The sequence below is a fragment of the Pseudomonas serbiensis genome (assembly GCF_030580745.1).
GTDB lineage: Bacteria > Pseudomonadota > Gammaproteobacteria > Pseudomonadales > Pseudomonadaceae > Aquipseudomonas > Aquipseudomonas serbiensis.
This window is the reverse complement of the sequence record NZ_JAUQOO010000003.1, coordinates 250,229-264,141: the sequence shown is the minus strand read 5'-3', so window position 1 is coordinate 264,141 and position 13,913 is coordinate 250,229. Positions and strand designations below refer to the sequence as shown.

The 13,913-nt window shown below is 58.2% G+C and carries 12 protein-coding genes; all 12 read left to right on the top strand.

What is annotated here, in order from left to right:
• Position 1: 1 nt before the first annotated feature.
• The 12 genes from fliR (at position 2) to motD (ending at position 13,907) form a co-directional block, all read left to right on the top strand.
• Positions 2-787 carry a flagellar biosynthetic protein FliR gene (gene fliR, locus Q6A51_RS06105; RefSeq protein ID WP_304574352.1) on the top strand — a complete coding sequence of 262 codons (786 nt, stop codon included), beginning with the start codon at positions 2-4 and terminating at the stop codon, positions 785-787.
• Between the two features lies 1 nt (position 788).
• Positions 789-1,925 carry a flagellar biosynthesis protein FlhB gene (gene flhB, locus Q6A51_RS06100; RefSeq protein WP_201018442.1) on the top strand — a complete coding sequence of 379 codons (1,137 nt, stop codon included), beginning with the start codon at positions 789-791 and terminating at the stop codon, positions 1,923-1,925.
• 240 nt (positions 1,926-2,165) lie between these two features.
• Entirely contained in the window at positions 2,166-4,295 is a 2,130-nt protein-coding gene (gene flhA, locus Q6A51_RS06095; protein ID WP_201004696.1) for a flagellar biosynthesis protein FlhA, read from the top strand.
• Between the two features lie 11 nt (positions 4,296-4,306).
• Positions 4,307-5,635, top strand: coding sequence for a flagellar biosynthesis protein FlhF (flhF, locus tag Q6A51_RS06090; protein ID WP_201004695.1), 1,329 nt, complete (start codon positions 4,307-4,309; stop codon positions 5,633-5,635).
• A 115-nt stretch (positions 5,636-5,750) separates the two neighbouring features.
• Positions 5,751-6,584: a flagellar synthesis regulator FleN gene (fleN, locus tag Q6A51_RS06085; protein ID WP_201004694.1), complete on the top strand. Its 834-nt coding sequence runs from the start codon at positions 5,751-5,753 to the stop codon at positions 6,582-6,584.
• Entirely contained in the window at positions 6,581-7,321 is a 741-nt protein-coding gene (gene fliA / locus Q6A51_RS06080; protein WP_304574351.1) for an RNA polymerase sigma factor FliA, read from the top strand. Before fleN ends, fliA begins: the two co-directional genes overlap by 4 nt.
• A 259-nt stretch (positions 7,322-7,580) precedes the next feature.
• Positions 7,581-7,955: a chemotaxis response regulator CheY gene (locus Q6A51_RS06075; RefSeq protein ID WP_183134005.1), complete on the top strand. Its 375-nt coding sequence runs from the start codon at positions 7,581-7,583 to the stop codon at positions 7,953-7,955.
• Between the two features lie 19 nt (positions 7,956-7,974).
• The gene (locus tag Q6A51_RS06070) at positions 7,975-8,760 is read left to right on the top strand and encodes a protein phosphatase CheZ (RefSeq protein ID WP_201004693.1); all 786 of its coding nucleotides are present in this window, start codon (positions 7,975-7,977) and stop codon (positions 8,758-8,760) included.
• Between the two features lie 33 nt (positions 8,761-8,793).
• Entirely contained in the window at positions 8,794-11,064 is a 2,271-nt protein-coding gene (locus Q6A51_RS06065) for a chemotaxis protein CheA (protein ID WP_304574350.1), read from the top strand.
• A gap of 51 nt (positions 11,065-11,115) precedes the next feature.
• Entirely contained in the window at positions 11,116-12,273 is a 1,158-nt protein-coding gene (locus tag Q6A51_RS06060) for a protein-glutamate methylesterase/protein-glutamine glutaminase (protein WP_304574349.1), read from the top strand.
• Positions 12,273-13,013, top strand: a complete 741-nt coding sequence (locus tag Q6A51_RS06055) for a flagellar motor protein (protein WP_304574348.1) — start codon at positions 12,273-12,275, stop codon at positions 13,011-13,013. Before Q6A51_RS06060 ends, Q6A51_RS06055 begins: the two co-directional genes overlap by 1 nt.
• A gap of 6 nt (positions 13,014-13,019) precedes the next feature.
• Positions 13,020-13,907, top strand: coding sequence for a flagellar motor protein MotD (motD, locus tag Q6A51_RS06050; RefSeq protein ID WP_304574347.1), 888 nt, complete (start codon positions 13,020-13,022; stop codon positions 13,905-13,907).
• Positions 13,908-13,913 lie beyond the last annotated feature (6 nt).

Sequence of the window (13,913 nt, the reverse complement as noted above, 5' to 3'; positions counted from 1 at the left end):
CATGCAACCTTTGCTTGCGCTGACCGATACCCAGATCAGTACCTGGGTCGCCAGCTTCATGCTGCCTCTGTTCCGCATCGTCGCGGTCCTGATGACCATGCCGATCATTGGCACGACGCTGGTGCCGCGTCGCGTGCGACTGTATTTCGCGGTGGCGGTCACGGTGGTGGTCGCTCCCGTGCTGCCGGCCATGCCTCCCGTCGAAGCCCTTGATCTCAGCGCGCTGTTATTGATTGGTGAGCAGGTTCTCATCGGTGCAGGCATAGGGCTTTCGCTTCAGTTGTTCTTCCATATATTCGTCGTGGCAGGGCAGATCATCGCCACCCAGATGGGTATGGGCTTTGCCTCGATGGTCGACCCCACCAACGGTGTGTCGTCGGCGGTCATTGGCCAGTTCTTCACCATGCTGGTCACGCTGTTGTTTCTGGCCATGAACGGGCATCTCGTAGTCCTTGAGATCCTGGTCGAGAGTTTCACCACCATGCCGGTGGGCAGCGGTTTGCTGGTCAGCAATTTCTGGGAGCTGGCCACGGGGCTCGGCTGGGTGATGAGTTCAGGGCTGAGGCTGGTGTTGCCGGCCATTACGGCATTGCTGATCATCAACATCGCGTTTGGTGTCATGACTCGTGCGGCACCGCAGCTCAATATCTTCTCCATCGGTTTTCCCCTGACTCTGGTGCTTGGCATGGTCATCCTGTGGATGACCATGGCTGACATTCTCAATCAGTATCAGCCCATCGCCGTTCAGGCTTTGCAGGCCTTGCGTGACATGGTGAGGGCTCGCTGAAATGGCTGAGAACGAGAATGGTCAGGACAAGACAGAAGACCCCACGGAGAAAAAGGTCCGGGACTCCCGGGCCGAAGGGCAGATTGCCCGCTCCAAGGAGCTGACCACCCTCGTCGTGATGCTGATGGGGGCGGGCGGGCTGCTGATGTTCGGCAGTGATATTGCGCAAATGATGGTGGAGTTGATGCGCAACAACTTCACGATCAGCCGCGAAACCCTGATGGACACCACCTACATGGGCAAGCTGCTGCTCAGCTCCGGTGAGCATGCGCTGATTGTGGTGTTGCCGTTTCTGATTGCCATGCTGGTGGCGGCATTGGTAGGGCCGATCATGCTGGGTGGCTGGTTGTTTGCGACCAAGTCGCTGGCCCCCAAATTCAGTCGCATGAACCCGGCTTCCGGGCTCAAGCGCATGTTTTCGCCTCATGCATTGGTGGAGTTGCTCAAGTCTTTCGCCAAATTTTTGATCATTCTGGCGGTGGCGCTGGTGGTGCTCAGCAAGGAGCGTAACGATCTGGTCTCCATTGCCCATGAGCCGTTGGAACAGGCCATCATCCACAGCCTGCTGGTGGTGGGGTGGAGCAGCTTCTGGATGGCGTGCGGATTGTTTTTCATTGCGGCGGCCGATGTGCCCTTCCAGTTGTATGAGGCGCACAAGAAGCTGTTGATGACCAAGCAGGAAGTGCGTGACGAGCACAAGAACAGCGAAGGTAGCCCTGAGGTCAAGCAGCGCATTCGCCAGTTGCAGCGCGAGATGTCCCATCGCCGGATGATGGCGGCGATTCCCGAAGCCGATGTCATCATCACCAACCCGACTCACTTTGCCGTGGCGCTCAAGTACGATCCCGAGAAGGGCGGGGCGCCGATGCTGCTGGCTAAGGGTGCCGATCTTGTCGCCATGAAGATTCGCGAAATCGGTGCCCACAACCAGATTCTGATACTGGAGTCGGCCGCCCTGGCTCGCTCTATCTACTACAGCACCGAGCTTGAGCAGGAGATCCCGGCCGGGCTTTACCTGGCCGTGGCCCAGGTGTTGGCCTATGTCTATCAGATCCGCCAGTACCACTCTGGCCGAGGCAAACGCCCCGATCCGCTGGGTGTTCTGCCTATTCCGCCGGATCTGCAACGCGACGCCTGATCGCGAAAGTTCACACCTGCGTAGGCGCAAATTCATTCGCGAATGACATCTGCAGATTGATTCTCTGTAGGAGCGAATTTATTCGCGAAAGCCCCATATCTCCAAGCAGGGCAACAAGTTGTCATCAGCTTGCAGCTTTGTGCTGGCTACTCGCTGCTAAAGTTGGACGGCTTTTTGCAATAGGTCGATTCAGGTCGCCTTGGGCGTCAAAGTTTTGATTTAGTGCGCAGGTAAAGAACAGTGGATCGCTCTCAGATAATCAGTAGCGCACGTAGCAACCTTGCCGGCTTTGGTCGTGGGCAACTGGGCGTCCCGCTGTTGTTGCTGGTCATGATGGCAATGATGATGTTGCCCATACCGCCTTTCCTGCTGGACGTGTTCTTCACGTTCAACATTGCATTGTCCATCGTCGTTCTGCTGGTCTGCGTCTACGCCTTGCGACCACTGGATTTCTCGGTTTTCCCGACCATTCTGCTGGTCGCCACATTGCTGCGTCTGGCACTGAACGTGGCGTCCACCCGTGTGGTCATGCTCCATGGTCAGGATGGTCATGCTGCTGCGGGCAAGGTGATCCAGGCCTTCGGTGAAGTGGTCATCGGTGGTAACTACGTGGTTGGTATCGTGGTGTTCGCGATCCTGATGATCATCAACTTCGTGGTAATCACCAAGGGTGCCGGGCGTATCTCCGAAGTCAGTGCGCGGTTCACCCTCGATGCGATGCCGGGCAAGCAGATGGCAATCGACGCCGACCTCAACGCCGGTCTGATCGATCAGCCAGAAGCCAAGCGCCGTCGTGCCGAAGTGGCCCAGGAAGCCGAGTTCTACGGCTCCATGGACGGTGCCAGCAAATTCGTGCGCGGTGATGCGATTGCGGGTCTGCTGATTCTGTTCATCAACCTTATCGGCGGCATGCTGGTGGGTATCTTCCAGCACAACATGACTTTTGCCGATGCGGGGCGTGTGTACACGCTGTTGACCATCGGTGACGGTTTGGTGGCGCAATTGCCATCACTGCTGTTGTCCACTGCTGCGGCGATCATGGTGACCCGTGCTTCCGGTTCGGAAGAAATGGGCAAGATGATCAATCGCCAGATGTTCACCTCTCACAAGGCCCTGGCCGTATCGGCAGCGATCATGATTGTCATGGGTCTGGTGCCGGGCATGCCGCACTTCTCCTTCATCAGCCTGGGTCTGGTGGCGGGCGGTGCAGCCTACTGGCTGTGGAAGAAGCAGAACATGGCAAAGGTCGAGGCCTTGGCTGAGGTTCAGCGCCAGCAGGAACTGCTGCCGTCGCCAACCCGCGTTCAGGACTCCAAGGAGCTTGGCTGGGATGATGTGACCCCTATCGACATCATCGGTCTGGAAGTCGGGTATCGCCTGATTCCGCTGGTGGATCGCAACCAGGGTGGTCAACTGCTGGCGCGTATCAAGGGTGTGCGCAAGAAGCTCTCTCAGGAACTGGGCTTCCTGATGCCGACCGTACACATTCGCGACAACCTGGATCTGGCGCCCAGCGCCTATCGTTTGACGCTCATGGGCGTAATTCTGGCCGAAGCCGAGATTTATCCTGATCGCGAACTGGCGATCAACCCGGGTCAGGTGTTTGGCACGCTCAACGGCATTACTGCCAGAGATCCGGCATTCGGTCTTGAGGCGGTCTGGATCGAAATCAGCCAGCGCAGCCAGGCTCAGTCACTGGGTTATACGGTGGTGGATGCCAGTACTGTGGTGGCAACGCACCTCAACCAGATTCTCTACAAGCACTCCCACGAGCTGATCGGGCACGAAGAAGTGCAGCAATTGATGCAATTGCTGGCCAAAAGCTCACCCAAACTCGCTGAAGAGCTGGTGCCTGGCGTTCTTTCGCTGTCGGCGTTGCTCAATGTGTTGCAGGCGCTGCTGGCTGAACACGTACCTGTGCGTGATATCCGCAGCATTGCCGAAGCCATCGCGAACAACGCTGGCAAGAGTCAAGATACCGCCGCTTTGGTGGCGGCCGTGCGGGTCGGTTTGAGCCGCGCAATCGTGCAAAGCATTGTAGGGATTGAGCCGGAGCTGCCTGTGATCACACTGGAGCCAAGGTTGGAACAAATATTGCTCAATAGTTTGCAGAAGGCTGGTCAGGGTCAGGAAGAAGGCGTTCTTCTTGAACCGAGCATGGCTGAAAAGCTTCAGCGTTCGTTGATTGAGGCCGCCCAGCGTCAGGAGATGCAAGGGTCGCCGGTAATTCTGTTGGTAGCGGGCCCCATCCGGGCCATGCTGTCACGATTTGGACGATTGGCTGTACCGAACATGCATGTTCTGGCGTATCAGGAAATTCCTGACAATAAGCAAGTCACCATCGTAGCGACTGTCGGGCCTAACGGCTGAGGTAGTGAGTCATGCAAGTTAAGCGTTTTTTCGCCGCCGATATGCGTCAAGCCATGAAGTTGGTTCGCGATGAGCTGGGCGCCGAGGCAGCCATCATTGGCAATCGCCGCATCGCCGGTGGTGTCGAGCTGACTGCCGCTCTGGACTACAAGCTGTCCGCGTTGGCGCCTCGTGTGCCGAACATGGAGCTTGAGGACGAACTGCGCAAGACTCAGTCGCGCATCGTTTCCGCTCAGGCCGAACTGGACAACCGCGGTGACAGTGATGCTTCGATCAATCGCCAGCTGTTCTCCGGCATGCCGCTCAACGCTCTCGATAAACATATCGAACCGACGCTCGAAGAGCCGCCGCGCCCGTTTGCCCAGGCACCAGCACCCGCTGTAGAGCCGGCAGTCGGTCAACGCGCCTACGACTCCATGCGTCACGAATTGAATGGTCTGCGCGAGCTGCTGGAAGTCCAGCTCGGCTCCCTGGCCTGGAATCAACTGCAAGGCAGCCGTCCGCAGCAGGCCAGCCTGTGGCGTCGTCTGCAGCGCGTCGGTCTGTCCGGCCCGCTGTCGCGTGACCTGCTGGCGATGATCCCGGAAATCGACGAACCACGTCAGGCCTGGCGCATGTTGCTGGCTCACCTGGCGCGAATGATTGCCGTGCCTGACGTCGAACCGCTCGAAGAAGGTGGCGTGATCGCCATGGTCGGCCCTGCCGGCATGGGCAAGACCACGACCCTCGCCAAGCTGGCGGCTCGTTATGTTCTCAAGTACGGCCCGCAGAATATCGCGCTGGTCAGCATGGACAGTTTCCGTATCGGTGCCCAGGAGCAGCTCAAGACTCTGGGGCGCATCCTCAATGTTCCGGTTACCCACGTCGATCCGGGCCAGTCATTGGCCCAGGCGCTGGAGCCGCTGCTGCGCAAGCGCGTGGTGCTGATCGATACCGCCGGCCTGCAGGCCAGTGATCCGGCCTTGCGCATGCAGCTGGAAAGCCTCGCCGGACGTGGCATACGTGCCCGCAACTACCTGGTGCTGGCGACAACCAGCCAGAAGCAGGTACTGACTGCGGCCTATCACAGTTACAAGCGTTGTGGTTTGGCAGGTTGCATCCTGACCAAGCTTGATGAAACCGCAAGCCTCGGAGAAGTGTTGAGCCTTGCGATTGGCCATGAATTACCTGTGGCTTATTTGACGGATGGACCACGTATTCCTGATGACTTGCACCTGCCGCGTCGCCACCAGTTGGTGAGCCGCGCAGTCAGCGTGCAAATGCAGGATGAGCCGAGCGAGGAAGCGATGGCCGATATGTTTGCCGACCTCTATCACACCCCTGGCAAGAGAGTGGGGTAACTGATGGATATTACTGGAATGTCCCTGCATCAATGGTCTGCCAGGCATTGTTCGTTCGCGAACGTGCAGCCCGTAATGTGGTTTCGGTCTACGCAAGACAAGGTAAAGAAATAACATGGGCAGCATGCATCCCGTACAGGTTATCGCAGTGACCGGTGGCAAAGGTGGCGTCGGTAAGACTAACGTGTCAGTGAACCTTTCACTGGCCCTGGCCGAACTCGGCCGGCGCGTCATGCTGCTCGATGCCGACCTTGGTCTGGCCAATGTCGATGTTCTGCTGGGCCTGACGCCCAAGCGCACGCTGGCTGACGTCATCGAGGGCCGTTGCGACCTGCGCGATGTCCTGTTGCAGGGGCCGGGCGGTGTGCGCATCGTGCCTGCGGCGTCCGGCACCCAGAGCATGGTCCATCTTTCAGCAGCCCAGCATGCCGGCCTTATCCAGGCGTTCAGCGAGATTGGCGACAACCTCGATGTGCTGGTGATCGACACCGCTGCCGGTATCGGCGAGTCGGTTGTCAGCTTCGTGCGCGCAGCGCAGGAAGTATTGCTGGTGGTCTGCGATGAGCCTACCTCGATTACCGACGCCTACGCGCTTATCAAGCTGCTTAACCGCGACTACGGCATGAACCGTTTTCGTGTTCTGGCCAATATGGCCCAGAGCCCACAGGAAGGGCGCAATCTGTTCGCCAAACTGACGAAAGTGACTGATCGCTTCCTTGATGTGGCTCTGCAATATGTCGGTGCCGTTCCTTACGACGAGTGTGTTCGCAAGGCGGTTCAGAAGCAGCGCGCTGTTTACGAGGCGTTTCCACGCTCCAAATGCGCACTGGCTTTCAAGGCCATTGCCCAGAAGGTTGATACCTGGCCGTTGCCGGCCAACCCGCGTGGTCATCTGGAGTTCTTCGTCGAACGACTTGTTCACCAGACCAGTGCGGGGCCTGTTCAATGACAGCGAGCGGCTTTCAAATGTACAGCAAGGCTTCCAGGAATTCGCAGTACGAACTCATCGAGCGTTACGCGCCGTTGGTCAAGCGTATTGCCTACCACTTGCTGGCGCGTCTGCCTGCCAGTGTGCAGGTTGAAGATCTGATCCAGGCCGGCATGATCGGCTTGCTGGAAGTTTCTACCAAGTACGACTCCACCAAGGGTGCGAGTTTCGAGACTTATGCCGGGATTCGTATCCGCGGTGCCATGCTCGATGAAGTGCGCAAGGGTGACTGGGCGCCACGTTCGGTGCATCGCAATACGCGCATGGTGAGTGACGCAATTCGCGCAATTGAAGCAAAAACCGGTCGTGACGCTAAAGATCATGAGGTTGCTGCCGAACTCCAGTTAAGTCTCGATGATTATTATGGGATTTTGAATGATACCTTAGGCAGCCGTCTCTTCAGCTTCGACGACCTTTTGCAGGACGGCGACCATGAAGGGTTGCATGAGGACGGCGCAAGCGGCTCGCTCGAACCGTCGCGTGACCTGGAAGATGAGCGTTTCCAGGCAGCGCTGGCAGATGCAATCGCCAACTTGCCGGAGCGTGAGCGGCTGGTATTGGCGCTGTACTATAACGAAGAGCTGAACCTCAAGGAAATCGGTGAGGTGCTTGGGGTCAGCGAGTCGCGGGTCAGCCAGTTACACAGCCAGTGCGCAGCTCGTTTGCGAGGGCGTTTGGGGGAGTGGCGAGCGCGTTGATGGGCGATTTGTGACTTGCAAGAGTCTCAGGTTGTCGCAAGCCGGCTGTGCAGAGCGTTACGTGGTATCAGGATAGACAAGGCAGGAGCCTGTTCGGACAGAGCCTATGGCCTGCTGGTTCAGGTTTCTGTTTTGTTGTTTTGCCAAGCCCGTCGTCGTTTTCGTACAGCCGGGGGTGTGCTGTGCCAGTATTGAGTGAACAGCGTGTTCAGGTGCTGAATGCGTTAAAGACTGCTTGGAGGTCGAATTGGACAAGAACATGAAAATCCTCATCGTTGATGACTTCTCAACGATGCGGCGGATCATAAAAAATCTGTTGCGTGACCTGGGGTTCACCAACACATCCGAAGCGGACGACGGCATCACTGCCTTGCCGATGCTTCAAAGCGGTTCCTTTGACTTTCTGGTGACTGACTGGAACATGCCTGGCATGACCGGTATCGATCTGTTGCGTCAGGTGCGTCAGGATGAGCGTCTCAAAAGTCTCCCGGTACTGATGGTGACCGCTGAAGCCAAGCGTGAGCAGATCATTGAGGCTGCCCAGGCTGGTGTGAACGGTTACGTCGTGAAACCGTTCACGGCCCAAGTGCTGCAAGAGAAGATCGAAAAGATCTTTGAACGCGTCAACAGCTGATGCATGCCGCGAGGGCGCTATGGACAACAACGATTCACTGGGTGACTTCGAGTCAACCCTGAAGAAACACGCGCAGGAACTGGTTGCCAGCCTTGAAAAAGGCCGCTTCGGTGATGCCGTGCAATTGATCCATGAGCTCAACCAGGCTCGTGACCGTGGCCTGTATCAGGAAGTCGGCAAGCTGACTCGCGAACTGCATAGTGCGATCGTCAATTTTCATATTGACCCGAACATGCCGCAAGCCGAAGAAGTGTCGCAGATCACTGATGCCGCCGATCGTCTGTCGTATGTTGTACGACTGACCGAGAATGCGGCCAACCGCACGATGGACCTGGTAGAGCAGAGCACGCCGCTGATGAACGGGCTGAGCGAAGATGCCAAGTCGCTGAGCGCGGACTGGGGGCGTTTCATGCGTCGGGAAATCGGTGCTGAAGAGTTTCGTGATCTGGCCAAGCGTGTCGACGGTTTCCTGTCCCGTACCGAATCCGAAGCTCATACCGTTGCCAGCCATCTCAATGACATTCTGCTGGCCCAGGATTATCAGGATCTTACCGGTCAGGTGATCAAGCGCGTTACGCAGCTGGTCACTGAAGTCGAAAGCAATCTGCTCAAACTGGTCCTCATGGCCAGTCATGTCGACCGCTTTGCGGGCATCGAACATGACGAAAAAGCGATCCTTGCTGAAAAAGATCCTAAAAAACATATCACGCAGGGTGAAGGTCCGCAGATTCATGCCGATAAACGTGAAGACGTCGTATCCGGACAGGATGATGTAGACGATCTGCTATCGAGCCTTGGCTTCTAGGTCTGTTGACGGTTAATTTTAGGGAGCACCCCAATGAGCTTCGGCGCCGATGAAGAGATCCTTCAGGATTTTCTGGTAGAGGCCGGCGAAATTCTGGAGCAGTTGTCTGAACAGTTGGTCGAGCTGGAAAGCCGACCAGATGATGCGGATCTGCTCAATGCAATTTTTCGCGGTTTTCACACTGTAAAAGGGGGCGCCGGCTTCCTCCAGCTCCATGAGCTGGTGGAGTGCTGCCACATCGCCGAAAACGTGTTCGACATCCTTCGCAAGGGTGAGCGCCGCGTTGACGCCGAATTGATGGACGTGGTCCTTGAAGCTCTGGATACAGTCAACAGCATGTTCGGTCAGGTGCGCGAGCGGACCGATCTTACGCCTGCGACTCCAGAACTGCTGGCTGCGCTGTCGCGTCTTGCAGAGCCACAGTCGGCTCAGCAGGCCGAGGCGGCTCCACCTCCACCACCTCCTGTGGTCGAGGCGGCTCCCGTCGAGCCAGCTGCAAGCGATGACATCACCGACGCCGAGTTCGAGCACCTGCTCGACACCATGAGCGCGGCCAAGGCTGATGCAGCGCCTGCTGCAACTGCGGCAGCGCCTGCGGCCAGCGATGAAATCACCGATCAGGAATTCGAGTCGCTGCTCGATCAGTTGCATGGCAAGGGCCAGTTTGCGCCTGATGCCGTGGCTGCGCCTGCACCCGCTCCAGTAGCGGCTGCCCCGGCCAGTGGCGCTGCACCTGCCAGCGATGAAATTACCGACGACGAATTTGAAGCCTTGCTCGATCAGTTGCATGGCAAGGGTTCGTTCGATGGCGGTGTCGCTGCGGCTCCGGTTGCAGCAGCGGCTGCACCTGCCAAGGCACCAGCAGCTCCTGCTGCGGCGGCCAGCGATGAAATCACGGATAGCGAGTTCGAGAACCTGCTCGATGAGCTGCATGGCAAGGGCAAGTTCGAGCCTCAGGCTGTTGCCGGTAATGCGGCAGCAACTGCGCCTCCACCGCCTCCGCCACCTGCTGCAGCCAAGCCGGCTCCAGCTCCGGCCCCGGCACCAGCCGCCAAACCAGCAGCACCTGCTGCTGCGGCACCGGCTCGTGCTCCTGCTGCTGGCGGCGCTGCTGAAAAGCCTGTTGCGTCCGAAGCGGAAACCACCGTGCGGGTCGATACTGCGCGCCTGGACGAGATCATGAACATGGTCGGCGAACTGGTGCTGGTGCGTAACCGTCTGGTTCGCCTGGGTCTCAACAGTGGCGACGAAGCCATGTCCAAGGCTGTGTCGAACCTGGATGTGGTGACGGCCGACCTGCAGACTGCGGTGATGAAAACCCGCATGCAGCCGATCAAGAAAGTCTTCGGTCGCTTCCCGCGACTGGTTCGCGACCTGGCGCGTCAGCTCAAGAAAGAGATCAACCTGGAGCTGGTTGGTGAAGAAACCGACCTGGACAAGAACCTCGTAGAGGCGCTTGCCGACCCGTTGGTCCACTTGGTGCGCAACGCGGTCGACCACGGTATCGAAACTCCCGAAGAGCGCGAAGCCTCAGGCAAGTCCCGTGGCGGTCGTGTGATTCTTTCGGCCGAACAGGAAGGTGACCATATCCTGTTGTCGATCTCCGACGACGGCAAGGGGATGGACCCTAACGTTCTGCGCGGCATCGCTGTGAAGCGTGGCGTGATGGACAAGGATGCTGCCGACCGCCTGAGCGACACCGATTGCTACAACCTGATCTTTGCTCCAGGTTTTTCGACCAAATCCGAGATTTCCGATATCTCCGGACGCGGTGTGGGCATGGACGTGGTGAAAACCAAGATTGCCCAGCTCAACGGTACGATCAACATCTACTCCACCAAGGGCCAGGGCTCCAAGATTGTCATCAAGGTGCCTTTGACCCTGGCAATCATGCCGACCCTGATGGTGATGCTGGGCAACCAGGCCTTTGCCTTCCCGTTGGTCAACGTCAACGAAATCTTCCACCTGGACCTGTCGACTACCAACGTCGTCGATGGTCAGGAAGTCGTGATCGTGCGTGACAAGGCCTTGCCACTGTTCTACCTCAAGCGCTGGCTGATCAGCTCTGCCGCTTACGAAGAACAGCATGAAGGCCATGTGGTGATCCTTTCGGTTGGCACCCAGCGTATCGGCTTCGTGGTCGATCAACTGGTCGGTCAGGAAGAAGTGGTTATCAAACCGCTGGGCAAGATGTTGCAAGGCACGCCGGGTATGTCGGGCGCCACCATTACCGGTGACGGTCGCATCGCCTTGATTCTGGATGTACCGAGCATGCTCAAGCGTTACGCCGCACGGCGTATTTGATTCTGGGGTAGCGGGCAGCACATGCTGCCTGCTGCGCCTATTGGAGTGTTTATGGCAGTCAAGGTCCTGGTGGTGGATGATTCCGGTTTCTTCCGCCGCCGCGTATCGGAAATTCTCTCTTCGGACCCCAACATCCAGGTCGTCGGTACGGCGACAAATGGCAAGGAAGCAATCGAACAGGCTCTGGCACTAAAGCCGGACGTGATCACCATGGACTACGAAATGCCGATGATGGATGGCATTACGTCGGTTCGACACATCATGCAGCGCATCCCGACCCCGGTCCTGATGTTCTCTTCACTGACCCATGAAGGTGCCCGCGTTACGCTGGATGCCCTGGACGCCGGTGCGGTGGACTTCCTGCCCAAGAATTTCGAAGACATTTCGCGTAACCCGACGAAGGTCAAGCAACTGCTGTGCGAGAAGATCAACAGCATCGCGCGCAGCAATCGTCGTTTCAGTGGTGTAAGTGCGCCAGCGGCACCTGCTGCGGCAGCGCCGGCTCCGGCTGCTGCGCCAGGTCGTGCTTCTGCGCCCGCACCCGCCGCTCGCACCGTGCCATCGCGCACTGCCGCGGCTCCGGCTGCCCATGCGCCAGCTCATCACGCGCCTGCGCCGCATGCTCATTCGGGCGCGCCCAAGCGCAAAGCCTACAAGCTGGTGGCAATCGGTACCTCGACCGGTGGCCCGGTTGCGTTGCAGCGAGTCCTGACTCAATTGCCTGCCAATTTCCCGGCACCACTGGTCTTGATTCAGCATATGCCGGCAGCGTTTACCAAGGCTTTTGCCGAGCGTCTGGACAAGCTGTGCAACATCAGCGTCAAGGAAGCCGAGGATGGCGACATCCTGCGTCCGGGTCTGGCGTTACTGGCGCCCGGTGGCAAGCAGATGATGGTGGATGGCCGCGGCACGGTGAAAATCCTGCCGGGTGACGAACGCCTCAATTACAAACCCTGCGTGGACATCACGTTCGGTTCGGCTGCCAAGTCCTATGGTGACAAGGTGCTGGCCGTAGTGTTGACCGGCATGGGGGCCGATGGCCGTGAAGGTGCCCGCCTGCTCAAGCAGGGCGGCAGCAGCATCTGGGCGCAGGATGAGGCGAGCTGCGTGATCTACGGCATGCCAATGGCGATTGTCAAAGCCGATCTGGCAGATGCGATCTACAGCCTGGACGATATCGGCAGGCATCTGGTCGAGGCCTGTATCTGATGGATGTATTGAGTCTTATCGGTCTTATCCTGGCGTTCGTTGCGATCATCGGCGGTAACTTTCTCGAAGGTGGACACCTGAGTGCCCTGATCAACGGTCCGGCAGCCTTGATCGTGCTGGGCGGTACTCTGGGTGCTTCGCTGTTGCAGTCGCCGATGAGCTCTTTCAAGCGCGCCATGCAGATCGTGGGCTGGATTCTGTTCCCGCCACGCATCGATCTGGCGGGCGGCATCGACCGGGTCATTGCCTGGAGCCTGACTGCTCGCAAGGAAGGTCTGCTGGGGCTGGAGTCGGTTGCCGACACCGAACCCGACAACTATGCCCGCAAAGGCCTGCAATTGCTGGTGGACGGTGCAGAGCCTGAAGCGATTCGCAGCATTCTGGAAGTGGACTTCATTACCCAGGAAACTCGCGATATCCATGCTGCCAAGGTATTTGAAAGCATGGGCGGCTATGCGCCGACTGTGGGGATCATCGGTGCGGTCATGGGCCTGATCCATGTGATGGGCAACCTGGCTGATCCAAGCCAGTTGGGCAGCGGTATCGCCGTGGCTTTCGTTGCAACCATCTATGGCGTCGCGATTGCCAACCTGATCCTCTTGCCGGTGGCCAACAAGCTCAAGAACATTGCCCATCGTCAGGCCCGTTACCGGGAAATGCTGCTCGAAGGTCTGCTTTCCATTGCCGAGGGCGAGAACCCGCGCTCCATCGAACTCAAGCTGCAAGGCTTCATGGAGTAATGCCTCATGGCTCGACGTCGTCCGCCCGAAGAGCACGAGAATCATGAGCGTTGGCTGGTTTCCTATGCCGACTTCATTACCCTGCTGTTTGCCTTTTTCGTGGTGATGTACTCGATTTCGTCGATCAACGAAGGCAAGTACAAGATTCTGTCCCAGGCGCTGGTCGGTGTGTTCAACGACGCCGAGCGCACCATGAAACCCATTCCAATCGGCGAGCAGCGTCCGCAGAGCGTCACGCCTGCCGAGCCGTTGATCAAGGACAGCGAGCAGACCGATGCCGGTATCGGCCAGAAGTCCGATGACCCGCTACAGACCATCGCCAACGATGTGCGCGATGCCTTTGGCGATCTGATCAAGTCCGACCAGATGACCGTGCGCGGCAACGAGCTGTGGATCGAGATCGAACTCAATTCGAGCCTGTTGTTTGGCAGTGGTGATGCAATGCCCAGCGACAAGGCTTTCACCATCATTGAAAAGGTGGCCGGGATCGTCAAACGCTTCGACAACCCGATCCACGTAGAAGGTTTCACTGACGACCAGCCCATCAGCACGGCTCAGTACCCGACCAACTGGGAGCTGTCTTCGGCCCGTTCCGCGAGTATCGTGCGCATGCTGGCCATGGATGGAGTCAATCCTGCCAAGCTGGCTTCGGTGGGGTATGGCGAGTTCCAGCCGATTGCCACCAACAGCACAGCATCGGGGCGTGCAAAGAACCGTCGCGTGGTGCTGGTCATCTCGCGTAATCTCGATGTACGGCGTAGTCTGACCAGTACCGGAACGGCCAATGCACAACCTGATGCGGCATTGAGGCGTGCTGGCACACAAACTGCACCTGTGCCAGCAAAGCCGCCGGTACGAGCGAACTCCGTCAATTCTCCGTCACCCGCCCTCTAGCAGTCG